The following is a 25809-nucleotide window of genomic DNA, read 5'->3' as shown; positions in this document are numbered from 1 at the left end:
AATCAATGATGATGCCCGTGTGCATCCGACTCGGGACGTACGACCATGTGCGGCACTTCGCCGTGAGAAAACAGTACCGCACCGCAGCCGTACATCGTCTCGAGCGTGGGAGCGGTCAGCACTTCCTGTGGCCGTCCATGCGCGACAAGCGTGCGGTTCATGCAGGCGATGGTGTCCACATGCCGGCTCACCACGCCGATTTCGTGCGTGATGAGCAGAATGGTCATGTCGTGTGAGAGATGCAACTCGTTGATCCAGTCGTAGAGATTTTCCGCGGAGGAGTGGTCCAGCGCGGCGGTGGGCTCGTCGAGAATGAGTAGCCGTGGTTGCACCACCAGCGCGCGTGCGATGAGCACGCGCTGGCGCTGTCCGCCCGAGAGCTCGCTGATATGCCTTCCGGCGAAATCCTCGAGCTGTACCATGCGTAAGGCGTGCATGGCCTGCTCACGATGCTCTTTGCGGACGCGTCCGAACAGCCCGATACTCCCGTACAGGCCCATCATCACCGCGTCGATGACGCGAATGGGAAAACTGAAATCCATCTGCGTGTATTGTGGCACGTAGCCGATGCGCGCGCGCAGTTCCCCGAGCTGCGCCGGAGGGCGACCAAAGGTGCGGACCTCGCCGCGCCAGGGTGTGAGAAGCCCCAGCGCCGCTTTCACGAGCGTGCTTTTCCCCGATCCGTTGGGGCCGATAATGCCCCAAAAGCTCCCGTGTGGTATGACGATGCTGACATCTTCGAGCGCGGGGAGCTGTCCGTACGAGACCGAGACGTTACGGAATTCTATGTCCGGTATATCGCTCATCGCATGACGCCGTCCATGGCGGCCAGGTTTTCACGCATCAGTGTGAGATAGCTCGCCGACGTGAGCGCACCGCCGAGGGGATCGAGAAAAGCGATGCGCGCACCGCTTTCTTCTGCAAGCAGCGTCACGCCGCGTGCGTTGCTGCGCTTGTCGGCGAAAATGGCCCTGATACCGCTCGCGCGCATCATGCGGATGAGGCCGGCCAATTCACGCGCGGAGATTTCGCGCCCCGGTTGCTGCTCGATGGCTCCGGCCTCGCGCAGTCCGTAGCGCTCCGCGAAGTATACCCAGGAGCTGTGATCGGCGATGAAGCGGCGCTGCGTCCAGGTGGTCGTTACGGCTTCGATATCCGCGTGGAGTTGCCTGAGCGAGTCGATGTAGTGTGCGGCGCGCTCGCGGAAGCGTTGCGCGTTCTGCGGATACAGGCGTCCCAGCGCATCTCTGATTTTCTCAACAGAACGTACGGCAAATAGCGGATCGAGCCAGAGATGGGGATTGCCGAAGGCGTGTACATGTCCGTGATCGTGCCCGTGATGATGCTCGTGCGCATCCTGCAGCAATTGCTCCCCGTCGCTGAGCACGAGACGGAGGGTGCTGTCCGATTTCATGTTTTGTGCCAACTTGTCGGCCCAGGGTTCCAGTCCGGCTCCTATGGTGAGCAGCAGGCGCGCATCGGACGCGTCCTCGATCTGCCGGGGCAGAAGCTCGAAGGTGTGCGGATTCGCGTTGGACGGGAGCAAGGTAATCACGCGCAGTGCGTCCCCCCCCACCGCGTCCACCCAATGCGCCAGGGGCTGAATGCTGACCACGACGAGCGGACGCGCATCGTCCTCACGCCGATCCGCGCAGCCCGCGGACAGCAACAACACAAGAAGAATCGTCGAAAGCGGCAGTGCGTGTTTCATCTGTACAATGTACTGTGAAAGCGCGTTATTTGCGATGGGCCGGGAAGAAGAGGAAAGGGTGAAGAGTCAAGAGTAAAGAGGATAGAGCGCGTCTCGTATTGTGCTAAAAAGGAAAGCAGCTCCATTGTAATGCAAATACTTGACGATCATCGTGCATCGTTCCGCCAGAGGCGCCTACATCATTCCGGCGGAGGCGGAGAATTCGTCAACCGTACGTCGTCAATTCGTCAATCTGTGGGTTTTCATTTCAGTGAAATTGCACGTATTTTCCTAATTGCGTTACGCTACCAGCCTTTGCAACCAAAGAGGACTTAGCTCATGAGTGACCGTATTGCTCCGGTGTTCAAACAACGAGCCGTTTTTCTGGCGTCTTTCTTCTCGCTCGTTTTGCTGACGGCGGTGTCCGTGTCGGCACAGACGTTGACGTGGATCAATCCCTTGCCACACGGCGTCACGAACAACAGTATTCAGCGTCCGCAGTCCAATCACATAGTGATTGTCGGCGATCAGGGGCGTATCATCCGTTCCACCGACGATGGTGTTACCTGGAAGCTGACGGAAAGCAATACCACTATTTCCTTCCACGACCAGAGCTTCATTGACGCCGAATATGGCTGGGCCTGTGGCGAAGATGGCATCATCAGCCATACCAAGGACGGCGGAAAAACCTGGAAGCGGCAGAATACCCGCACATCCAAACGCGTCTACGCCGTGAATTTTTTCAGCAGGGAAGAGGGTTGGGCCTGCGGCGTCGGTGGTTTGATTCTGCACACCACGGACGGCGGACAGAGTTGGATGGACCGTTCATACAACGAGCCCTTTTTCCTCCGCTCGATTTACTTCGATGACGACAAGCGGGGCTGGGCGATGGGTTGGAATGGTCTGATCCTGGAAACGCTCGATGGAGGCAACAGCTGGATCAAGAAAAACTTCGACCTCCCCGGAAATCCCGAATATATTTACTACGTCAACAATACCACCCGCCTGATCTGCGGCGGCAATGGCCTCATGCTCAAGACCACAGACCGCGGTGAAAAATGGCGCATGATCCCGACGCCCACCGGCGTGACGCTTATCTCCATGTACTTCGTCGGTGAAAAGAATGGCTGGTGCGTGGGGAAAGGCGGTGTCGTCATCAAGACCACCGACGGCGGAGAAACATGGGCCAAAGTGAACTCCGGTACGGATAAGGATTTGATGGACGTGTCGTTCAGTGAAGACGGCACCGGCACGGGTATCGTGCTGGGCGTCGAGGGTACGTTGCTCCGCTCAACCGACTGGGGCGATTCATGGTACAGCGTGTCCAAGGGGTCCCGCGCGAGCTTCTATCAGGTGGATTTCGTGGATGAGAACAACGGTATCGTACTGTCCAACGAAGCGATGACGAAAGCCACCGCCGATGGTGGTGCTACCTGGACCGATGCCAAGGTCCCCGGCGCAATCGAACTGTCGGGTTTGCACATGCTCGATGCCAGCAACGCGTGGATTTGCGGACACATGGGGTATATCGCCAAGACCAACGACGGCGGACGTTCCTGGACTCCCGCACGTCAGGAAAAAGGCGCGCATCTCTATGCCATCGCGTTCAACAAGAAAGGCACAGGCATCGCGGTTGGCAACGAAGGCGTGTATCTGCGCAGCAGCAACAACGGCACGACGTGGGAGGAAGCGACCTTCCCCCTCAAGGTGAAGATGCTCGACATCGCGACACTGGGCGACGGCTGCTGGGTGGCCGTCGGCGATCAGACCACGATGTTCCGCTCGTGTGACGACGGTGCCTCCTGGAAACAGGTGGATTTCTCCAATATCGAGGATTTCAAATCCGATTTCCTGAGTGTGCATTTCCACAACATGCGCACGGGCTGGGCGAGCGGTTCCCGCGGCGCGATTCTGTACACCGAGGATGGAGGTCAAACCTGGTCCAAGGCGCGTACCAATCTCTTCCTGCCGGTCGCTTCCATTCATTTCTCCAGCGAACTCAACGGCATGGCGGTGGCGCCGGAAGGCACCGTGCTGGTCACGAACAATGGCGGCCGCACGTGGACGAATCTTCCGAAAGTCTCCGATGTCGGCGTCATGGACGTTGCCGCCATCAATTCGAAATTGCAGTGGATTGTCGGCCACAACGGCACCATTCTCCGTTGCGAATGGTAAACGACCCGTCCGTCCCTGCCTGAGTCCTGTTATCCCGTCCCCGCCGTCGTGCGGGGACGGGATTTCCACCACCTCCTTCTTCGTACCTTCCTGCGGAAATCACTACGCTCCGCGTTCAACTCCCCTCACAGTAGCCGTCATGATCCGTGCATACGAACTGACCAAGACCTTCAACGATTTCAAGGCGGTGGATCATCTCAGTTTCGAGGTGCATCCGGGTGAAATCCTCGGTTTTCTCGGAACAAATGGCGCGGGCAAATCAACCACCGTGAAAATGCTCACGGGCATGCTGTTACCCACGAGCGGCCGGGGTGAAGTTGCCGGCTTTGATGTCGTAAAAGATCAACTGCCGATGAAAGAGCGCATCGGGTACATTCCCGAGAGCGGGGCAATGTATGATTCGCTCACACCCGTGGAGTATCTGGATTTTGTCGCGAGTCTCTATCACATCGATCCCTCGGTGGCGACGAACCGCTTCAACGATTTGCTCGAGATTTTTGACATCACCCGCTTTCGGGATCAGCGCATCGCGGAACTGTCCAAAGGGACCAGGCAAAAGGTGCTCATCGCGTCCGCGCTGGTCCATAAACCGGATGTGCTGTTTCTCGACGAACCGCTGAACGGTCTCGATGCCAATGCCGCGCTGGTGGTGAAGGAGTTGCTGCGCAAGCTGGCAGCCCAGGGAAAAACGATATTTTTCTGTTCCCATATCCTCGAGGTGGTGGAGCGTATTTGCTCGCGCATCATCATTATCGACAAGGGGCAGCAGATTATTTCCGGCACCACGCTGGAGATCATGGAAGGGACGGACTCGCATTCGCTCGAGGAGGCGTTTACCAAGCTGACAGGAATTCGTACCGCTGCCGATCTCTCGGACGACGTTCTCGCGGCGCTGGAGCGTGTGTGATGGTCAACGCCGTGTTACGGGCACTCGGCATAGATCCGGTGCAGTTCCGTGCGCTGCTGCTCCTCTCGCTGCGGGTGGATTTTCGTACCGGGCTGTTCAACGCATCCAGGAAGAAGAAATCCGGAAAACGGCGAAAGGGCCTGCCCGGGTTGTGGCAGATACCGCTCTTTTACGGCTTTCTCGGCCTGGTGATGAGTTTCACGATTATCGAGAACTCCAATGAGTTTTTCACCGGTTCGGTGCTGATCGCCATCGGCATGTTCGCGGTCGCCATGTCCGTGCTGGTCGAGTTCCAGAGTGTGATCGTCTCTCCCGAAGATTTTCACATTCTGTCGCCGCGCCCTGTGAATTCCCGCACGTTTTTCGCGGCACGCATGAGCAACCTGATGATCTACATCGGCGTCATGACGCTGGCGATAGGCATCATACCCGCTATACTGTACACGTTTCTCGATGGCTTCCGACCGCTACTGGGATTGGCGTCACTGGCCGGGATGTTCGGTGCATCGGTACTGATCACACTCGCCATCATCTTTCTGTACGTCAACCTGATGCGTTGGGTGCACCCGAAAAAACTGAAACGGATTTTTTCGTATCTCCAGCTCGTGCTCTCCTTCCTCGTGTACGGCAGCGGCATGATATTTTCGACAATGCTCAATTCCGGGGCGCTGTCCGATGTCATGATGACGCAGGAGCCATGGACGCTTTTGCTGCCCTCTACCTGGTTCGTGAGTCTCATGCTCATCGTGACGGGCGAGGCGAGTTTCACCACCACGCTTTCCATAGGCTTCGGTGTCGGTCTCACGGCGATGCTGCTCGTGTATTCGTACGGCAAGCTGTCTCTTGAGTACGCCTCCTTGCTGTCGCGTTTGAGCGAGGTGACGGAACCGATCCGCGCATCCGGCAAAATAGCCGGTCCGCTTGGCTGGTTCCGGCACGGCGAAGGCCGGGCGGCTGCGCTGCTGATACACAATCAGTTCAAGCACGATCATAAGTTCCGCATGGCGGTGCTGGCCATCGTTCCGCTGACGCTGCTGTATTTGCTGACCGGTCTGGCGGAGGGGAGCGGTTTGGCGGATCCTTTCGTGGAGCCGTCACGGCATGTTCAGAAGGCGAATCTCCTGTACTTTGCCATGGCTTTTTTCCCGGTTCTGCTCATGGCCTCCCTCGGACGGAGTGATTCGTATCAGGCGAGCTGGATATTCTACGTCACTCCGTCGGACAAAGGAAAAATCGTGCTGGCCGTCAAGGACGTGCTGGTGATATTTTTCATTTTTCCCTATGTGCTGGGCCTGGGCGTCGTGTTTTCGATTTTCTTCGAAAGCTTCCTCAATGTGCTCATTCATGTGTTCATGCTCGGTATCATTTCGCATCTCATTCTTCAGGTCCTGGTGGTGACGAATCCCTTTCTGCCGTTCTCCAGACCGGTGCGCAAAGGCGAACGCACCGCCGGTGTGTTCGTTGGGATCATAGTCGCGGCATTGAGCATGACCATTATCATCAACATTCTCGCCCATCTCATTTACCCGTCCCAGGCCGCTACCGCCATCACCCTTGTCGTGCTCGCCGTGATGACGTTGTTGTTCGAGCGCTTCGCCGCGGTGCGGGTACGACGCATGAGCGCGCGGCTCCAGTACGATTATTGACCGTCACGTTTGCATTTCCGGGGAGTTTATGCGTTTTTCCGTAGAGAAATCTCTCCATTGTATGCACGCAGGATCTTCACAATAAAAACGAGAGGGTAGTATGAATATCTATTGCAAGATGTGTCTCACAGGTACTGCGGTACTTCTCCTGGCGTTCACGGTTTCTGCGCAAGCCCAGGACGCCGAGAAAAAGGAAAAACCCCTTGGCTGGCAAAATACGCTCGTGGCCGGCCTCAATCTGACACAGGTCAGCTTACATGACTGGACGCAGGGTGGCGAGAACACCCTCGCCTGGACCTTTCTGGTGAACGGTCAATTCAACCATGTGCAGGCCGACTGGACCTGGCAGAATATCCTGAAACTCACATATGGCCAAACGAAACTCGGTGATGCGGATTTTGAAAAAGCCGATGACGAGTTGTTCTGGGAAAGCATCTATTCCCGCAACATCGGGTGGCCGGTGGATCCGTACGTGGCGAATCAGCTCCGTACGCAGATCGCCCCCGGGTACGTCCTGATGAAAAACGAACAGACCGGTCTGGACGAACGCGTACAGACCTCGGGTTTCTTCGATCCGGGCTATCTGATCCAGTCCATCGGTTTCAAATACGGACCATCCGACGCCTTCTACACGCGTCTCGGCGTCGCATTTAAAGAGACCTTTTCCAGCGATTACGGTTTCGCCGACGACAAGGAAACGACAGATGAAATCGAGACTTTCCGTTTCGAAACCGGTATAGAGTCCGCAACGGGCGTAAAATTTACCGTTATGGAAAATGTGCTCTTCACTTCGCAGCTCAATCTCTTTTCGGCCTTCGACAATCTGGACGTCTGGAATGTCCGCTGGGATACCTCGATCAACGCGAAGGTGAACGATTATATGAACGCGTCGCTCAACGTGCTCGTCGTGCACGAACCCGCACAGACGCTGCGTACGCAGGTAAAGCAAGTGCTCGCTCTGGGACTGCGCTATACCTTGATCTGAGCGGTCCACGCTTGCGCTTTTGCCGAACGGGAAAGCGGTCGACGGAGTGTCGACCGCTTTTTTCATGCCCCCGATGTCCATGGAGTCTGTAGTACCCGGACCTTCCTGACCGGTCATCGCGATGTCCCAGGGCTCACGAGCCGATGCTGGCGGAGCTGTCAGCGCGTCATTGTCAGTATGCGGCTTGCGCTCCGAGCCTCGCCGCTTGAAAGATTTCTTGCCACGAGGCGGTACAGGTAACTACCGGGATGCAGCGCACTGCCGGTCCGCAACACCTCGCTGTGAAGGCCTGCTCCGCGTTCTCCGGCGGCCTGGCTGAATACCCGGCGTCCGAGCATGTCGTAGATTTCGACAACGACGTCGTAGCGATCCGCGCTGCGGCCGTCAAGACTGTACTCCAGCACGGCATCGCGTCCGGACGGCAGCGGATTGGGCCAGGTTTGTGCAAGGGAGAATGCAAAAGGTGCGGCCTCGGGGGGGTGCTTCGTGGAAGTGACCACCGGAAAGTACGCACTGTCCGACAGCACGAGAACTCGTGACGCGAAGGCGTCGAGACGGAATGGCAGCGCGGCGAGCGTCTCCGCGCGTATCGCGTAACTCGAATCCCGCAGGACATCGTTCAGGTAGAGCAGAGCGCCTTGCGTCAGGGGTGAGGCCAATGTGAGCAAGCGCTCCTCGACGTTGATCGTGACGCTGACGGCGATGTCGCGGTAATTCGAGACAACGATGGTGTTGCCGTTCAACCAGGGTCGAACAAAGGCGTACACACCCGGTGTGCCATGTTCAAGATGGTGCGCCACCGCTGTTCGCAGACCCGGAAAGCGCGACCTCGTGTTGATCAGCTTTGCGTAGAAGTCGAGAAAATCAGGCCGTGGTGGTGACGTGAAATTGATGCGGTCGCGCTGTCCCTGCCAGCCGACTTCCTGTCCCGCATACAGCATGGGGATGCCGGGAGCCATGAACATGGTCACCACGCCGGGCTTCGTGCGCTCGGTATTGCTCCGAAAGATCTGGGCGACGCGGTCCTCGTCATGATTCTCCATAAAGCGGAAATAATGCGCGTTGGGTCCGGTGTGATAGTTGTACCGGCCGTCCGGTGAATAGTTGATGGTGCGGTTGTGCAGCATGGCGACGTCACCGTTGCCCAGAGTGTTTTTCATTTGCCCGTACCAGCTCCAGTCGTATCCGGCATCCATCGCGCCTCCCCGATCGGCATAGTTCACCTCGCTCCCCGGACCTGTACCGTCGGTTTCGCCGAGGATAAAAACCTCCGGTTTGTAGCGTTTGATGGCCTCGCGGAAGGGACGCCACCATGTCGCCGACCCATACCGCTCCTGCGGACCCCAGTACACGTCCAGCCGGAATCCGTCGGCGCGTCTGTCCACAAGCCAGTAGCGGTACACATCGAGCATGGCATCGCGGGTTTCGGGATGTTCGAGATTGAGATTCGCGAGCGTCCAGTTCGAGTAACGGGCGTATAGCGCATAGCCGCTCTCTGAAAGCACCGACTGCCCGAGACCCCGGTCGCCTCCCAGACGACGGGCCTCGATGAACGGACGGTAGATGGAGTAGTCTTTCCAGGCGCGAATGTCCTCGACCCAGGGATGCGACCCGGATACATGATTCGGGGTTATGTCGAGAATGAGTCGTATACCGTTGGCGCGGCAGCTGTCCACCAGTCGGTCGTAATCCGCCAGTGTGCCGATGCTTTCATCCACGTTGTAGAAATCCACGATGTTGTAGCCACCGTTGAAGCTGTTGATGCCGCCGAGATTGTCCATGATGGGCATCAGCCACAGGGTGTTCACACCGAGTCGTCGCATATGAGGTATGCCGTCGATCACGCCCTGCAGGTCTCCCCGGGAGGAAAAAGCGGGGACAAATACCTCGTACACTATGGCATCCCGGACCCAGGAGGGATTCTCGTTCGGGGTGGTCGGCATATTGGCCTCGCCCGGGCCGGCGGGAACACGCAGATAATTGCGGGCGATGCCGATGTTGTCCGCGGGATCGCGTGCTTCCAGTCTGAAATAGTATTCTCCGGGCACCGACGGAAGCGGGAAACTGCAGAACACGCCCTCGCGGTCGATGTTCAACGCGAGAGGATTGATGTCGTCTTCGGAAATCCATCGGAAGCGCAGCGAATCACCGTCAGGATCGTCGCTCGCCAGTGCATTGAGTGTCACCATGCCGCTGCTGATCCCATACAATATCACCGCGCGCGGGGTGTGATCAACGAAGCGGCGCAAAGTGAGAGGCGATGCCGCCACAGGGGCTCCGTCCTTCATCCCAAACGCCACAAACATGTTGTCGCCTTCTTCCAGCGCGAACCGTGCCGTGTAGGTATCGCCGCTGAGCATGCCGTCGAGCGTATCCGTACCGTTTCGGATCATGCGCACAGCAGTGATGCCCGCGTCGGTGGCCTTGAGTGTGAGCAGAGCGCTGTCGCGCAAAACACGGGGATTCGGACGCGTCAGCCATTGCAACGGCGCGGCGCGTACGGTGAAGCGTGTCGAGTCGCGTGTTTCATAGCCGCCCGTTTCCACCGCGACCACGACGACCGAATGCTCCCCGTCGCTCATGACGGGCAGTGTGACACGAAGATATCCCGTGGATGCGTCGAAGCGCCCTCCGAACTCCGCCATCCGGACGCCATTGACAAGGATATGCGACGCGGCGGTATCCACCTGGCCATTCACCGAGGCAAACACCTCGGCAATCACTTCGGGTGTGGCGGTGCCGACAATGCTTCCGGGGCGCGGAAGGACGTGCAGCACGGTCGGACGTCTCACATGGATGATGCTGTTGCCGAAGGATCCGTAGCTTCGCGGATTCAGCGGATCGGCCAGCCAACCGGAGGAGGAGCCGCCCTCGTTGAATTTGTACTCATACGCTCCGCCGGGAGCGCCGCCACCGCCCACGCGCAGTCGCACGGTCTTGCTCCACACCCCCTCCGCATCCTTCGACATCGTCCACCGGGGATCCGGATTGATACTGCCCCCGCTGTTGTTGGCCCAATTGTTGAACTCGCCCGGGAGATGAACAATGGAGGGATTCCCGGCGGGTGTATATCTGAAAGTGACATCCACACTGTCCTGTGCGGACGCGATGATGCTTGCGGACAGAAAAAGCAGGAGGAAAAACGCATTACGCATGCAGGTACCGCGGCTTTGAGACAAGATGGAAATATACGAAAAGACGCAAGGGATCGGCAGGGAAAAGCGGATGCACCGCAGTGCCGGAAGCGGACGAACAACGGGCCGTATCCGTTCCGAGCCTGAGGCGGATAAGATTTAGCTGCGCGTCACAACAGCGGCACTGTCGTCTCGCACGCATTCAGACGTTGCGGATCATCCCGGGACAACATGCCGTGATACAATCCCTGTGTGGGCGCGCGGCGGCCCGGCGAGCGGATCACCTCTCCCGTTTTTCCTCCAGTTCCATCCATCGCTCGGACAGCGCGGATACGCGCAGGTCAATATCCCGAATGCGGTTGCTCAGTTCACCGAGCACGGTATAGTCTTCGTTGCCGGTGGAGAGGCGCGATGAGATTTCGCTCTGTTCCGTTTCGAGAGCGGCGATTTCGCGTTCGATTGCTTCGAGTTCGCGCTCTTCCTTCCAGGTGAGGGGCTTGACATTTTTCGGTTTGTCGGAAGCGTCGGACTGCTCCTTCTTCGCTTTGCCGTCGTCCCGCGTGGCCGCCTCGGATTTTTCACTCTCCCGTCGTTGCAGGTAATTCGTGTAATTGCCCGGGTACTGTCTGATTCCCCCCTCGCCGTCGAAGGCGTAAATGTAGTCCACCGTACGATCGAGAAACATGCGATCATGCGACACTATGACGAGAAAACCCTGGAAATGCTGGAGATACTCTTCGAGTGCGTTGAGCGTCTGAATGTCGAAGTCGTTCGTGGGCTCATCGAGAAACAGCACGTTGGGATTGCGCATGAGCACCATGAGCAGCGCAAGACGGCGCCGCTCACCGCCTGAGAGCGTACCCACCAGCGCATTTTGTTTTTTGTACGGGAAATGGAATTTGTTGAGCATGTCCGACGCGGAGAGGTAGCGGTCGCGTCCGATGCCGGTATCGATATATTCTGCAACGGAACGCAGCGTTGCCAGCACGCTCATTGTGGGATCGAAGTCGTCGTTCTCCTGCCGGAAATAGCCGATACTGACCGACACGCCGATTTTCACGCTTCCCGTATCCGGTTGCAGATCGCCGCAGAGGACGTTCAGCAAGGTGGATTTTCCGCAGCCGTTGGGTCCGATGATGCCGATGCGTTCACCGGGTGTGGAGTGGTGTGTGAAGCGCTCGAACAGCAACTTGCCGCCGATGCGTTTGCTTATGTTCACCGCTTCGATCACCTTGCTGCCAAGGAAACTGCTGCCCACCTCGATTTTGATATTCTTCTCCTGCACGGGGCGGGGAGCGGCTTCCATTCGGGATATCCAGTCGACGCGACTCTTTTGCTTCGTGCGCCGCGCGGGAGCACCGCGTTGCAGCCACGCCAGCTCGGTGCGCATCTTCGAGCGCAGCCGCTCGGCCTCCGCTTCCTGCGCACTGATCATGGCCTCCTTGCGCTCGAGATAATCCTCGTAATTCCCCGGGAAACTTAAGAGTTGCAGTTGCTCCATTTCCACAATACGATTCACCACGGCATCGAGGAAGTAGCGATCATGCGTGATCAGCAGCAGCGCCTTGCGCGATTGCTGCAGGCGGTCCTGCAACCATTGCACCGAGTCGGCGTCCAGATGGTTTGTCGGTTCATCGAGAATGAGGAGGTCGGGATCGCGCAACAGTGCGCGGGCCAGCGCAACGCGCTTGCGCTGTCCGCCGGAGAGTCGGCGCACGTCCGCATCGAATTCCGTCACACCCAGTTTCTGCAGCATGGCCTTGGCCTCGCTTTCGAGGGCCCAGCCATTCGCATGCTCGATGCGGGAATCCACGTCGTCCAGTTCCCGCTGCGTCGTCAGGTCATGTGTGCGCGCGACCAGAAGGCAGAGTTCCGCGTGACGGTCGAGCAGGGCCCGGATATCCGCGCGCCCGTCCATCACCGCATCCAGCACCGATTGCTCCGCCTCGAATCCCGGCATCTGCTCGAGATACTCCCACGTGGCGGCGTTGTTGAAAGCCACCGTACCGCTGTCCGCCGCTTCCATACCGGCGATGATGCGCAGGAGCGTGGTTTTACCCGCGCCATTCCGACCGATCAATCCTACACGGTCGCCATCCTCCATGCCGAAGGATACTTCGGTGAAGAGCGCGGTATCGTGAAATGCTTTACTGAGTTTCGTACAGGTGAAAAGAACCATAAAAACGGAATTCATCAATCTGATCAATCATTTAAGATACAAGAATTACGACGTATGATGTACGACCTACGAAGTAATAGGGGCGATGTTCTTCGTGAAAAGGAAAAAGGGTACAATGGTGAAAAAGTAATTGGGATATAGTATTGCTGTTTTCGGATCAGACGTATTGCGTCGGTCGGCGCGGTGGAGTGCGTGGAGAATCGGTAGAACGAATCCTCTATGACGCCCGGAGTAGAGCAACATCGTACATGGTCCCGCCTTCGCTCTTCGTCACCAACGGTTGTGCCTTTCACGTACGATGCTTCGGCGGGCAGGCGATCAATACTTTTTTTTCCTTTGACGCAATATCGCTACCTTTGAACATTCGAAATTCACAGGACTTCCGTAAGCCGCGCCGAGGCCGGTGTTCATCAGGAAAACAAGGTAGTCAGAATTCATAGTCCAGGAGGCAGCATGAAGTACGTCATTTCCATTTTCCTTCTCGTGGTGCTATTCACGGCATCTATTGTCGCGCAGCAGGATAAGCCGCGGGACGACAGAACCACCATCGTCATTCAGCAGGATCAACCCGAGAAGCAGAACTACTATTCGATTCGTGCGGGAGTGTGGTTCCCGAAGGATTGGGAGAAGGGATTCAAGTTCAATGATGTTTCCATCAACGAAGCCGAAGGCGACATCGACCAGTCGCAGGCACTTGGTCTCGATTTCCACTACCGACGCAATCTCGGGCGTCCGATGTACGTGGATCTCGCGGTCTCCGGATGGTACTCCAGTTACACGTATAAGCTGCGTAGTACCTCTGTCGCGAACGCCGAAGACATCCTCAATGCCGATTCCTGGGTGGTGATCGTTCCCGTCACGCTCGGGCTTTCCGTTGCGCCTCTGCCGGACAATCCCTTTCAGCCCTATGCGATGCTTGGTGGTGGCGCCTACTTCGGACTGACTGGCCGCAGTCTGAAGATTTCCGAACGCAACGAACTCAACGATGACGACAGCCACATTCGCTTCGGCTGGTATTTCGGTCTGGGGTTGGACGTGTTTCTGTCTCCGGAATTCGGTATCTCCGCCGCCGCGAAGTATCAGAATCTGGAATTCGAGGAAGAACTGTTTACCGGACAAAAGGACTTCACCGGCGTGCAGGCGCAGTTGGGTATCGTGCTGAAAATGTGAGCGCACACATGAAGTCCGCGCACACCCCGAACCCGCCGTCCGTGGCGGGTTCGTTTTTACGGTCTGCCGCGGGCTGGCATTGTGGATTTCGCGAATGTCAGGAATAAGCGGAGTGCTCGGGTCAGGGTTTCTTCCTCTCCCGTACTGCCTCTTTGATGAGCTTCTGTATGGTTTTTCTTTCCAGGTGTAGTGTCGCGAGCTGAAGCTCGAGCACCTCATAGGCGAGATCCCTGCCACAGAGATCCGCCGCATTGTCATAGATTTCCATGATGGACATGGCTTTGTCCACTTCGTCGTGCCTTGTGTGGAGGGTCCAAAGATCTTCGACAACCGCCAGCATTTCGCGCATGTAGGCGAGTAGCTCGTTCTCGGTGTTTCCGGCTTCGAGAGCGGCATGCACATCGGTGATGCGATATCCTTCGGCGTACACAGAAAGCAAGCTCAGTATGGTCAACACCGAGTGCTCGGGAGGATGTTCGGGGAAAATCCTCTCGAAACGATCCGTGACATAATCCACGAACCGCAGATAGTCTTCGTCGTCCATTTCCGGAATGCGCGGCACCGATCCTTCCGGTTGCTCAGGCGCCAGCCTCATGTCTTTCGTCGGGTAGCCGTGCGCGATTTTCCAACCGAGTATTTCCTGAGACATCGCTTCAATGACCTCATACAACTCCACCTCTGAAGGGTTCTCGTGGAAGTGCTGAAATTGCAGCGCAAAACTCTCGAGCAAGACGCTTCTTTCGTCTCTATCGAGATGGAGGTAGTCCAGCTTGGTCTGGGTTTCACGAAGCTCCTTCCAGGCGGCGAATCCGAAGGGCAGCAACATGGTAATACTTGAGGCTGCCATCCCTTCGCGTGATGGAGCGAGGCCTCCAAGATATTGCGCCACCATTGTGGTGAGTGTGCACATCGGATTCTCGATCACATCGCCGATTGCGCCGAGGAGAAGAGCGAGACGGGCATCAATGCGCTCTGTACGCGACTCATGCGCCAGCAATTCCGCGACATCGCGTGCGAGGCTCAAATACCCTGACGCCAGCAACGCTTCCACAAAGGGAATACACATTTCGACTGCTTCCTGATCGTAGGGAGCGGAGCGTTTGAGCTGGATAAAGGTCTCGCCGACCAGGGTCCTGACGTCTGGCGTTTGCACCTGGTCCATCGTCATACAGACTGCGGCGAGTTTCACGGACAGTGCACTGTCGTTCTCCACGAAGGTCTTGATGATGATTTCGTGGGACTCCAAATCAACCTGCATGTCAAGCTGGTTCACGAGGTAGGCGGCCCAGAGAGCGGGGTCGTTCGTGGTCTCGCGAAGGAGTTCCTCGGCGATCGAGATCGCCTTTTCCGCGGCTCCTTCACTCCAGCACGTCGTCAATTCAAATCGCTTTCTTCGTTCGTCCTGAGAGTAGTCACCGGAAAATAGTTGTGTCAGCATGGCAAATCATCCGTACATGAAAAAATGGAATATACGACAGGTGTCGTTGCCATACGCCAACAGAAGAGGGAAAGCCGGGCGGAAACAATAATTCCCTGACCGACGGGTGATCGTGCAGGATTAATGGCGCTTCGGATGGTACCGCGCTTCAAGGTTCGTGCGGCATGGCGGCGGTTGCACCATTTCTGCGAGTTTGCCGGAGCCGACTCCGGACTTCGTCGTTTCAGTACTCACATATGGCACAAAAGTGGGCGATTCATGAACCTCCCACATTCGATGCAAAAGTGGGCGATTCATGAAGCTCCCATGAATGCAGCAAGAGGGGATGTTCCAAGCACCACCCATATCAAAAAGCGCCGTGTAAATCCGCTCCAATCCGTGTTGATCGGCGTACGTATCCCTTGACCGGTTCATGAACCACCCATATTTCTTGCAAAAGTGGGCGATTCATGAAGCTCCCATGAATGCAGCAAGAGGGGATGTTCCGAGCACCACCCATATCAAAAAGCGCCGTGTAAATCCGCTCCAATCCGTGTTGATCGGCGTACGTATCCCTTGACCGATTCATGAACCACCCACATTTCTTGCAAAAGTGGGCGATTCATGAAGCTCCCATGAATGCAGCAAGAGGGGATGTTCCGAGCACCACCCATATCAAAAAGCGCCGTGTAAATCCGCTCCAATCCGTGTTGATCGGCGTACGTATCCCTTGGCCGATCCATGAAACACCGATATTCGTCATAAAAGTGGGCGATTCATGAAGCTCCCACATTCGATGCAAAAGTGGGCGATTCATGAAGCTCCCATGAATGCAGCAAGAGGGGATGTTCCAAGCACCACCCATATCAAAAAGCGCCGTGTAAATCCGCTCCAATCCGTGTTGATCGGCGCACGTATCCCTTGGCCGATCCATGAAACACCGATATTCGTCATAAAAGTGGGCGATTCGTGAAGCACCCATGAATGCAGCAAGAGGGGATGTTCCGAGCACCACGCATATCAAAAAGCGCCGTGTAAATCCGCTCCAATCCGTGTTGATCGGCGTACGTATCCCTTGGCCGATCCATGAAACACCGATATTCGTCATAAAAGTGGGCGATTCATGAACCTCCCACATTCGATGCAAAAGTGGGTGATTCATGAAGCACTCCGGTATGGCCCGGCCGCTTCCGCCCGGCGCGTCCGGCCCTTATGAGCGACGGATCGTTCACGATTTCTCCGGCGACTGTATCGACTTTCCGTCAGGTTATTTCAATGCACTTCAGTTTCGGACCCGAATGATGGATACATTTGCGTTCGTCAGGATTTCGTCGTAACATCGCCAAGCGTGCAATTATTATCTCCGGTAGGGAACGAATTGCCCGCTCATGTGTCTACCGTATGTGCCGAGTATTCCGTTCACGAACGAGTGAGGTAGCGATGAAACGACGTGATTTTCTTGCAGGGGTCACAACGGCGGCGGCGGCGGGTGTGCTGTTCCCGCGCACGGGATGGGGGAGGAGAACACCGGCGCCTTCGCACCTGCAGCCGCATCCCTTCGTGGAGGCCCATCCGGAGTCGGTGTTTATCCGCAGGACCAACGTGGGAGATAAGCTCGATACGAACGCGAAACGCGCGGAGGGACTGTCCTTCGCGCGGGAGTATTTCACCGGGCATGAAAGTACCGGTATTCCTTTCTCTCACGCCCTCGCTGTGAAACCCAATCTCACCTGCACGACGGGCACGGGAAATACGCCGGAAGGAATGGGGATCATCACCGACATCGACTTCATGGACGGATTGTTCGGCGGCATTCGCGAAACGGGTTTCCCCGGCTATAACATGTTCGCACGCGAAGCCAACTGGATGGCCAATGGGTATTGTACCGGTGAGTACCTCGTGACGGGACAGCGCATGCAAGCCGTGACCGCAAAACATGGCATGCATCTCTTCGATTTTCCATCGGGCCGCAATATCTATGACATGCGCTTTCAGGATCTGCAAACCGGTACGGAAGTGATTTGGCGCGACGTCCCCGACGGCGTCATGTTCAACCGCATCGGTTTTCTCGCGCCCTGCAACGACGAACAGAGCTGGCTGCTGAACATTGCCAAGTTCAAAACGCATGGTATGGGGATGACGCTGTGCACGAAGAACCTCCAGGGAATGGTCGTTGCCCCGCTCGTGCATTTCTGCGAGGGACTGGAAGCCACGAAAAACCGCAGCGGCGCCGAGAGGAGCGTGTTTCACGCGGACATCGAGCAGCGCGTCACCGAAGCATACGCCCGGCATCGCGCCGCTGGCATTCCCCGCTGGGACAGACCCGAAACGGACGGCATGGGTGGTCTGGGCATGGAGACCTGGGCGCATCGCACACTGGACTCGATACGTGTCACCAATGTCGGATTGAACATTATCGAGGGCATTTACGGGAGAAACGGCAACGGTTTCACCAAGGGACCGGGACCCAACGACACACCGCAGGATTTCATGAGCAATGTCCTGATCTTCGGGAAGGATCCATTGCTTGTGGACGTCGTCGGTACCTGGCTCGCGGGTCATGAACCCGGCAACTTCGGACTGTTTCACCTCGCCCGCGAGCGCGGCCTGCTCGGACAAATGGATCCCCGGCGAATACCGGTGTACGATTGGAATGGTGGGACACCGCAACTCGCTGTGTTGGAGGAAATGCCGCGTACTCCGCTCGTGTGCCCCTATCTCCGGCGGAACTACGACGGACAATCCGAAGAGTACTACCATCTCGTCAACGAGCCGTTCGACTATAGTACACTCTCCGCCGCGCCGGCTGCAGGCCTGCCGCTGCACGTCCATATCAAGGCGTTGACCAATCCTGTGCGCGACAGCGCATTGATCGAGTACACTTTGCCCCGTGCCGGGAACGCGCATATTGACCTCTATGACATTCGCGGCAGCCGCGTTGCGTCATTTTCCGAGGGCTGGAAAGCGGAGGGCACGCACACTCTGCGCTGGCATACCGGACACTTGCCCGCCGGCCTCTACATAGCGCGCATTGCCTCCGTTTCGGGAAATGCACATTGCAGAGTCACATTGCTTCGTTGAAGCGGTTATTGTGAGGAGGTACGGAAAGAGTGAAGAGTCAAGAGTAAAGAGTGAAGGGCTGTAAAGGGTTAAAAAGAAAAAGGAGAAAAATCCCGACGGACAGGAGACGCGCTCCCGATTCCCGGGTCCGGCCGCAAATATAGCACTTACAGACCTCTTTACTCTTCACTCTTCACTCTTCACTCTTCACTCTTCACTCTTCACCCATCCCCTCACTGCTTTATAGGAATCTTGTATATCCTCGTCTGAAGCCAGTACGGTGCCGAGGCGTTGGATGCGTCGTATGCGCGCATGGTGATCTGGAGCTTGAAGTATTTGCGGGTTTTGTCCGTGTCGGGAATGCTGATATTGTCGTCGAAATAATGGTGAAAACCTTTCAGATCGACGAACTTTTCACGGAACACCGCCTGCACCCAGAGTTCCTTCTCGAGGTCCGTTTCATCGCTGACAAAACCACCCAGCACGGAGTATTGCGCGTCGGGATAGGTCGGTACGTCCGCCCATACGCCGCGAATGTGGTAGGACTTTCCGAACTCTACCTGCGTCGGGAGCGTGAGGGTGATGCCCGACGGCGTGGCGTTGCCGCTTTCCTTGATGATGCGATATTCGGCGGCGGCAGGGGAGAGGGTGAAATCAACCGACCATTTGTCAACGGTGGTGCCTTGTGCATCGAACAGTTCCATCGTCAGAGTGCACGTCGTATCACCACCGGCTTTGTAGAAGTCCGACAACGGGACGGTCTTCATGTACTCGCTCTTCGCGCCGGATGAAGGCGGAGTCAGGAAATCTGTTGCAGTGAATATTCCTCCTCCCGTGCCGTGTTGCGCAATTTTCATGGACACGCCCAGGCGAGGAGTCTTCGTTGCATCGGCATTGCGCAGTTGCGCCTGCACACGGATTTTCGACGCCTCCTCCGGGATGCGCGATACCCATTGCGTGCGGTATTTCCAGCCGTACCCGGTTGTTTGCGCCTTGTTGAAATCGAGCGACACCATCGGAATGTCTTCGCCGGTGTCTTCATTCGTCTGCAAAAATTCAACACGTCCCGTGGCTGAAGTCATCGGCATGCCGAGAGTTTGCAGCGTTCGGCTGCCGGGAGGTGCCTGCGGTATCCAGATTTCGACAAAGGTGTTGAAATCGAAACTGCGCTGAAACAGCCAGTCCCAGTTTTTCCAGGTGTTCGGCGCGTAGTCGCCGGAGGGATCGTTGACGAGATAGCGATAGGAGCTCGGACCTTTCAGCGGAGATGTTTTTTCATAGCCGATGACCAGAATGGAATGCCCCATACGCCCTATGACGACCGGATATCCTGCATCGAGTTGCGTAATGAGGTTGTTGAACGCCGATCGCGCCCACCAGTACCGTCCGCTCTGCGCTGTCGATCCCGTACTCCGCCGTATCAGCGACGGCATGTGCCACTGATACATGTACGAGTTCGGCCCGGTCGTCGGCGGATAATCAATCCACTTCAATATGTCGCAGACCTGCGTCGTTCCTTGTGGCGAGTATGCGCGTGCGAGCATTTTTACGCAGGTGGCATAGCATGTTTTCGCATCCTGCTGATAAAAGGGCATCGGGATGGTTTTCGTGCTCACACTGGGTTCGACCAGGGCTTCGTTCGCCACGACGATGCGTGTGCGCTTGATTCCCGTGAGCGCTTTCCGGGGACCGGCTCCGCCTCGAACGCCATCGGTCTGAATCACGGCCGAGATAGAGCCGCTGACCGAGTCATAGGTGAACGGCACATCACGGCCGTCGATTTCCTCCTCATAGGTCGGGTCGTAGTTGAAGACGGCGAAATCCTCGCTGGTTTGTCCTTTGGACGCAGGCAGCGTCACGGTGATAGCGGAGGGGGCGTTCGCGGCGCTCACATCGTATACGAGCAAGCCCGCTCCCGTGAAAAAGTCATCCTGCCGCAGTTTTGCGAGCTGTATCTCCGTGGCGGCGGATAGCGCGCCCGCGGTGATGTCGACCCTACAGCCATCGCTCAGGGATACGGTACCACCCTCAGCTCCGATACTTGTTTTCGTGGATTCCAGCACATTTGCCGGATCGAGGCCATTGCCGATATCGTTGGCAGGATCCTCGCTGCATGAAGCGAGCAGCATAAGAACAAGCGCCGCAAGCAGCGCCATGCGAGTCAGAAGAAACGGTGTGTTCATGATCTCTATACCCTGCTGTGAAAGGTGCGGAACAATGCGCCCGGCGGGCTCCGGAACCAAGAAAATGATAACTGTATCCCCAAAGTATAATTGCATGGGGGAACATGCAATATCCGATATGCATGCAGACCAGGGGTACCTTGGCGATAATCCAGCCAAAGCATCAACGGTAGTCGCCCGTTAACAGGTATTACGACAGAATGGAGCTTCCCCGGTAGCCGGAAATTGATAGTGAGTGACGGTAGCTTCCTCGTACCTACAACGCCCCGTCGCCGCTCTCCTCGGTGCGGATGCGGATGGCGTCTTCGACGGGGAGGACGAAGATTTTACCGTCGCCTACCTGTCCGGTGGCGGCGAATTTGATGATGGTGTCTATCACCGGTTCGGCGAGATGATCGGCGACGACGATTTCGAGCTTGATTTTCGGCAGCGTGTCGATTTGATACTCCGCGCCGCGGTAGGTTTCGGTGTGACCCTTCTGCCGCCCGTAGCCGCGCACTTCGGTGATGGTCATGCCCTGAATGCCGATTTCCAGCAAGCCGTCGCGCACGTCGTCAAGTTTGAAAGGCCGTATGATCGCTTCGATTTTTTTCATGCACATACCGATGAATGGGGATAGAAAGTTATGTGGTGACGTCGAAAAGTCAAAGTTTTATCTTTGGCCCGCGTTTCGTAGCATTGTACTGTACGTTCACGCACGGCGGTCTCCATCATGTTTTCATTCTGATCACAAGAGGGCAAGTTACGGCATGTATCCAGCGGTGTTCCACATCCTCAAACCCGAACATCCCTCCCGGCTCATGCTGTTGCTGCGTCCGTTTTTGCTGCTGCCGCTCTGGCTCTGGGCCATACCTTACACGGTGCTGATGGCGCTCGTGCATACAGTCGCGTGGGTTGCGACCGTTCTTCTCGGTAGAAATCCCCAGCTTCTCTGGGATTTTCTCGAAGGGTATTTTCGCTTTACGGCGACGCTGGCGGCCTATGCCCTCTATCTCACCGACATGTATCCGCCGTTTACCGGCGATGCGGAAAAACGTCGCGGTATCGGTGTTCTGGTCGAGTATCCGCAGCGCCTGTCGCGCTGGACGACGCTGCTGCGTCCCTTGCTGCTCTTTCCGCATTTTTTCTTTTCCGTCGGCTATTTCGTTCCGTTTTTTATCACACATATGATGGCGACGCTCACCATCCTCGTACTCGGCCGCCTTGCGGACTGGCAGTATGCGTGGCTGAAAGCATATTTCATCTATAATGCCCGTTTGCGCGCGTATTCTCTGCTCCTGGTGGATGAATACCCGCCCTTCAACGGAAGTCAGCCGCAGGCCGCTCTGGAGCGTTTTTCCGACGAAATGTAATCAGGGTATCAGATTGCATTATCGCCATCTTTTGATTTGTCTGTTTTTTCCATTAGCTTGTTCCGACTTCGTTGTCTCTAGCAACATCTGACAATAACACATGCTCACGGAATTCGGCAAAGCCCTGATCTTCATCATCCTCGGATTGGTGTTCGTGGCCGGTGGTCTGCTTGTCGCGAAGCTTCTGCGGCCGCACAATCCCACGCACGAGAAGCTCCTTCCCTACGAGTGCGGCGAGGATCCCATCGGTCCGCAGTGGATGCGCTTCAACATCCGCTTCTACGTTGTCGCGCTGATTTTTATTCTGTTCGACGTCGAACTCGTCGTGCTCTTTCCCTGGGCGCTCATCTATCAGAAGCTGGGGATGTTCGCCTATGCGGCAGGGGCATTGTTCATCATCATTCTCTTCCTCGCGGACTTCTATCTCTGGGCGAAAGGCGATCTTGAATGGGTCCGTCCGGAGCCGCGCATTCCGCGTCTCGACGATATTGTGGACCGATCCCCGCTGCGAAGAGTACAGACGGGCGACGTACAGACCGCCGGAACGACGGAATAGCGAAAGGACAGAACATGGGACTTCTCAGCAAGCAATTTGACAACAGCAACATCGTCATCACCAGCGTCGAAGGTGTGCTGAATTGGGCGCGCCTCTGCTCGCTTTGGCAGATGTCCTTCGGTCTCGCGTGCTGTGCCATCGAGATGATGGCGGCGAGCGCGTCGCACAACGATATCATGCGTTTCGGCGTTCTGCCGCGCCCCAGCCCCCGTCAATGCGACGTGATGATCGTGGCCGGTACCGTCACGCTCAAAATGGCCTCGCGCGTCAAGCGCCTGTACGAGCAAATGGCCGAACCGCGCTACGTCGTGTCCATGGGGAGCTGCTCGAACTGCGGCGGCCCGTACTGGGAACACGGCTACCACGTCCTCAAAGGGGTCGATCGTGTCGTACCCGTGGACGTGTATATCCCCGGGTGTCCGCCTCGTCCCGAAGCACTGCTCGAAGGCTGGATGCGCCTGCAGGAAAAAGTGCGCACCTTCACCGTGGTCAAACAAGAGAAAAGCGAAGCGGCCGCGTAAGTTCGCAGCGCAACACGCCGGGCAATAATCACAGCACGATCACTCCCATGACTGCAAACGACATTCACGCATACCTCACCACGCTCTTCCCCGAGCATGCACTGACGCTCGATGAAGCCGTGCCCTGCATCATCGTACCCGCCACGGCAATAAAGGATGTCTCACTGCAATTGCGTGATGACGAGTCGCTGCTCTTCGACAACCTTATGTGCCTCAGCGGCATGGATTACGGCGACGGCACGCTGGGTGCCGTGTATCACCTGCACAGCACCAGGCTCATGCACAAGCTGACGCTGAAGGTCATCGTGCCCGCGGATAATCCGCTCATCCCGACGGTGGAAAAAGTCTGGCGAACCGCCGACTGGCACGAACGGGAGGCGTACGATCTCATCGGAGTTACCTTTGAGGGCCATCGCGATCACCGCCGCATCCTGCTCCCGGACGACTGGGAGGGGCATCCGCTGCGGAAAGACTACCAGGTCCCTGAATTCTACAACGGCATGAAAGTCCCGTACTGAGACTGGCGGATATGAATCACACCTTCGAATCCCTTCAGGAAGACATCGCCTCCGGCCGGCTGACCACCGACGAGATGGTACTCAACATGGGTCCGCAGCATCCGTCCACGCACGGTGTGCTGCGACTCGAACTGGTCCTCGACGGCGAAATGGTCGTAAAGGTCATCCCGCATATGGGCTACCTGCACCGCTGCTTCGAGAAGCATGCCGAAAACATGACCTATCCCCAGGTCATTCCCTACACCGACCGCATGGACTATCTGGCCGCGATGAACAACAATCACGGCTATGTGCTCGCGGTGGAGCGGCTCATGGGTATCGAGTTGCCGGATCGGGTGGAGTACATTCGCATTATCATGGCGGAACTGCAGCGCATCGCCTCGCATCTCGTGGCAATCGGTACCTTCGGCATGGACATCGGTGCGTTCACACCATTCCTGTACTGCTTCCGCGACCGCGAATACATTCTCGATATTTTCGAGAAGACCTGTGGTGCTCGCCTGCTGTACAATTACATGTGGGTGGGAGGCGTGTCGCACGACGTGCACGACGGCTTCGTGCAGGAGGTCGCTGCCTTCATCAAGCACTTCCGGCCGACAGTGGTGGAGGTGAATAATCTGTTGAACTACAACAAGATTTTCATCGAACGTACCGCCAATATCGGCGTGCTGCCGGCGGATGTGGCGCTGAGCTATTCCTGCTCGGGACCCATGTTGCGCGGTTCCGGCGTGAACTGGGATTTGCGCCGCGATGATCCGTACTGCATCTATGATCGTTTTGATTGGGACGTGGTTGTCGGAACCGGCGAAGCGGGGACGCTCGGCGACTGCTGGGACCGTCACATGGTACGCGTACGCGAAATGGAACAGAGCTGCCGCATCATAGAACAGGCGCTTGCATCCTTTCCCGAGGGCGACGTCACCTCCGCGATTCCCAAGAAAATTCGACCGCCGAAAGGCGAAATCTACACCCGCGTCGAAAATCCGCGCGGGGAACTCGGCTACTACGTCGTCAGCGATGGCACGGGCAATCCCTTCCGCGTGAAGGCGCGCGGCCCCAGCTTCGTCAACCTCTCGGTGATGGACGACATTTCCCGCGGACATCTCATCGCGGATATCGTGGCTATTCTCGGAAGCGTCGACATCGTGCTCGGCGAAATTGACAGGTAACAGACGCACCACTTGAACTGCTGGCATTTATGGAATCTTTGCTCCAATCTCTGCTCGGCGACAATTACCTCACACTGATCCTGTACTGCGCGCTGCCGCTGGTTTTCCTGCTGCTCTACGCTCTGCTCGCCATTCTCGGCGAGGTGAAAATATCCGCCTGGATGCAGGACCGTCTCGGTCCTATGCGCACCGGACCGTGGGGTATTATCCAGCCGATCGCCGACGTCTTCAAGCTGCTGCAGAAGGAAGACATCACACCCTCCAGCGCGGACAAGACGCTGTTCAATCTCGCACCCTTCCTGTCCTTCATGAGCGCGTACGCGGCGTTCGCCGTGATTCCGTTCAGCAGTCTCTATGTCGGCGCGGATCTGAATCTCGGCTTGTTCTACCTGCTCGCTATCGGCTCTCTGAACGTGGCCGCCATCATGATGGCGGGGTGGGCGTCGCATAACAAATACAGTCTCTTCGGCGCCATGCGCGCGGTTGCGCAAATCGTATCGTATGAAGTTCCGGCCGCGATGGCTTTCGTCATTGTCGTGATGTTCGTCGGCAGTCTCAATTTTCAGGACATCGTGCACGCACAGGCAGGTCCCGTCTGGAACTGGCTTGTCTTCGGCGGACCGAAGAACGATGTCGTGCTCGCGGGCGGCACGGTACTCGCCGGATCCTGGGCGAATCTGGTCTTTTTACCGCTTTTCCTTGCCACGTTCGTTATCTACTACATCTCCGCGCTGGCCGAAACCAACCGTACGCCTTTCGACATCCCCGAAGCCGAATCCGAGCTTGTATCGGGCTACCACACGGAATACAGCGGCATGAAATTCGCGATGTTCTTCATGTCCGAATACGCCAACATGTTTCTCGTGTCGGCCGTAACCGCGGTGCTGTTCTTCGGCGGTTGGCACAGTCCCTTCGGCGCGTATCTCGGCGATCTGGTAGGTGTGTCCTGGCTGGTGCCGGTGGAGCAGTTCGGCTGGCTCGCGTTCAAAGGTCTGTTTTTCGTCTTTGCCATGATTTGGCTTCGCTGGACGCTGCCGCGACTGCGGGTGGATCAGCTCATGTACATGTGCTGGAAGGTGCTCATCCCGTTTTCCTTCGGTATCGCGTTGCTCGTCGGTTTACTCGTTATCCTCCTCAAGTAAAGGCA

At 56.9% G+C, this 25809-nt stretch carries 20 protein-coding genes; 12 read left to right on the top strand and 8 right to left on the bottom strand.

Annotation, left to right across the window (positions count from 1 at the left end; genetic code table 11):
* Positions 1–2: 2 nt before the first annotated feature.
* Both M5R41_04940 and M5R41_04935 read right to left on the bottom strand, forming a co-directional pair.
* Complete coding sequence (locus M5R41_04940; GenBank protein MCZ7555734.1) at positions 3–806, bottom strand: metal ABC transporter ATP-binding protein; 804 nt, start codon at positions 804–806, stop codon at positions 3–5.
* Positions 803–1711: a metal ABC transporter substrate-binding protein gene (locus M5R41_04935; GenBank protein MCZ7555733.1), complete on the bottom strand. Its 909-nt coding sequence runs from the start codon at positions 1709–1711 to the stop codon at positions 803–805. The genes M5R41_04940 and M5R41_04935 overlap by 4 nt, the downstream gene beginning before the upstream one ends.
* A gap of 318 nt (positions 1712–2029) precedes the next feature.
* Here M5R41_04935 and M5R41_04930 point away from each other — a divergent pair, with 318 nt between their 5' ends.
* From M5R41_04930 to M5R41_04915, 4 genes are all read left to right on the top strand, one after another.
* Positions 2030–3865 (top strand): YCF48-related protein, encoded by a 1836-nt coding sequence (locus M5R41_04930; protein ID MCZ7555732.1) that lies wholly within the window; start codon positions 2030–2032, stop codon positions 3863–3865.
* Between the two features lie 139 nt (positions 3866–4004).
* Positions 4005–4772, top strand: coding sequence for an ABC transporter ATP-binding protein (locus M5R41_04925; GenBank protein ID MCZ7555731.1), 768 nt, complete (start codon positions 4005–4007; stop codon positions 4770–4772).
* Positions 4769–6418 carry a hypothetical protein gene (locus tag M5R41_04920; protein MCZ7555730.1) on the top strand — a complete coding sequence of 550 codons (1650 nt, stop codon included), beginning with the start codon at positions 4769–4771 and terminating at the stop codon, positions 6416–6418. Before M5R41_04925 ends, M5R41_04920 begins: the two co-directional genes overlap by 4 nt.
* 100 nt (positions 6419–6518) lie before the next feature.
* On the top strand, positions 6519–7403 hold the full coding sequence (locus M5R41_04915; GenBank protein MCZ7555729.1) for a DUF3078 domain-containing protein: 885 nt from the start codon (positions 6519–6521) through the stop codon (positions 7401–7403).
* A 158-nt stretch (positions 7404–7561) separates the two neighbouring features.
* Here the strand turns inward: M5R41_04915 and M5R41_04910 are convergent, their stop codons facing one another.
* Positions 7562–10558 carry an alpha-amylase family glycosyl hydrolase gene (locus M5R41_04910; protein ID MCZ7555728.1) on the bottom strand — a complete coding sequence of 999 codons (2997 nt, stop codon included), beginning with the start codon at positions 10556–10558 and terminating at the stop codon, positions 7562–7564.
* Between the two features lie 259 nt (positions 10559–10817).
* Positions 10818–12731, bottom strand: coding sequence for an ABC-F family ATP-binding cassette domain-containing protein (locus M5R41_04905; protein ID MCZ7555727.1), 1914 nt, complete (start codon positions 12729–12731; stop codon positions 10818–10820).
* A gap of 438 nt (positions 12732–13169) precedes the next feature.
* Here M5R41_04905 and M5R41_04900 point away from each other — a divergent pair, with 438 nt between their 5' ends.
* The gene (locus M5R41_04900; protein ID MCZ7555726.1) at positions 13170–13886 is read left to right on the top strand and encodes a porin family protein; all 717 of its coding nucleotides are present in this window, start codon (positions 13170–13172) and stop codon (positions 13884–13886) included.
* A 121-nt stretch (positions 13887–14007) separates the two neighbouring features.
* Here M5R41_04900 and M5R41_04895 read toward each other — a convergent pair whose 3' ends face one another.
* Positions 14008–15324 carry a hypothetical protein gene (locus M5R41_04895; GenBank protein ID MCZ7555725.1) on the bottom strand — a complete coding sequence of 439 codons (1317 nt, stop codon included), beginning with the start codon at positions 15322–15324 and terminating at the stop codon, positions 14008–14010.
* Between the two features lie 601 nt (positions 15325–15925).
* Complete coding sequence (locus M5R41_04890) at positions 15926–16465, bottom strand: hypothetical protein (GenBank protein MCZ7555724.1); 540 nt, start codon at positions 16463–16465, stop codon at positions 15926–15928.
* A 278-nt stretch (positions 16466–16743) separates the two neighbouring features.
* Here M5R41_04890 and M5R41_04885 point away from each other — a divergent pair, with 278 nt between their 5' ends.
* Positions 16744–18384: a DUF362 domain-containing protein gene (locus tag M5R41_04885; protein MCZ7555723.1), complete on the top strand. Its 1641-nt coding sequence runs from the start codon at positions 16744–16746 to the stop codon at positions 18382–18384.
* Between the two features lie 212 nt (positions 18385–18596).
* Here the strand turns inward: M5R41_04885 and M5R41_04880 are convergent, their stop codons facing one another.
* Together M5R41_04880 and M5R41_04875 are read right to left on the bottom strand one after the other, a co-directional pair.
* The gene (locus M5R41_04880) at positions 18597–20546 is read right to left on the bottom strand and encodes a C39 family peptidase (protein MCZ7555722.1); all 1950 of its coding nucleotides are present in this window, start codon (positions 20544–20546) and stop codon (positions 18597–18599) included.
* Between the two features lie 256 nt (positions 20547–20802).
* A complete protein-coding gene (locus tag M5R41_04875; GenBank protein MCZ7555721.1) occupies positions 20803–21141 on the bottom strand; it encodes a P-II family nitrogen regulator in 339 nt (112 codons plus the stop codon).
* A 154-nt stretch (positions 21142–21295) separates the two neighbouring features.
* Here M5R41_04875 and M5R41_04870 point away from each other — a divergent pair, with 154 nt between their 5' ends.
* From M5R41_04870 to M5R41_04845, 6 genes are all read left to right on the top strand, one after another.
* Entirely contained in the window at positions 21296–21898 is a 603-nt protein-coding gene (locus M5R41_04870) for a DUF4389 domain-containing protein (GenBank protein MCZ7555720.1), read from the top strand.
* Positions 21899–21998: 100 nt separating this feature from the next.
* The gene (locus M5R41_04865) at positions 21999–22454 is read left to right on the top strand and encodes an NADH-quinone oxidoreductase subunit A (GenBank protein MCZ7555719.1); all 456 of its coding nucleotides are present in this window, start codon (positions 21999–22001) and stop codon (positions 22452–22454) included.
* 14 nt (positions 22455–22468) lie between these two features.
* Positions 22469–22975, top strand: coding sequence for an NADH-quinone oxidoreductase subunit NuoB (gene nuoB, locus M5R41_04860; protein ID MCZ7555718.1), 507 nt, complete (start codon positions 22469–22471; stop codon positions 22973–22975).
* Between the two features lie 47 nt (positions 22976–23022).
* Entirely contained in the window at positions 23023–23493 is a 471-nt protein-coding gene (locus tag M5R41_04855) for an NADH-quinone oxidoreductase subunit C (protein MCZ7555717.1), read from the top strand.
* A gap of 11 nt (positions 23494–23504) precedes the next feature.
* Entirely contained in the window at positions 23505–24662 is a 1158-nt protein-coding gene (locus M5R41_04850; GenBank protein ID MCZ7555716.1) for an NADH-quinone oxidoreductase subunit D, read from the top strand.
* Positions 24663–24691: 29 nt separating this feature from the next.
* Complete coding sequence (locus M5R41_04845; GenBank protein ID MCZ7555715.1) at positions 24692–25804, top strand: NADH-quinone oxidoreductase subunit H; 1113 nt, start codon at positions 24692–24694, stop codon at positions 25802–25804.
* Positions 25805–25809: the final 5 nt, after the last annotated feature.

The sequence above is a fragment of the Bacteroidia bacterium genome (genome assembly GCA_027493955.1).
Classification (GTDB): Bacteria; Bacteroidota; Ignavibacteria; order SZUA-365; family SZUA-365; genus JAOSJT01.
Note: the sequence above shows the minus strand (reverse complement) of the source record. Positions and strands in the feature narration are given on the sequence as shown.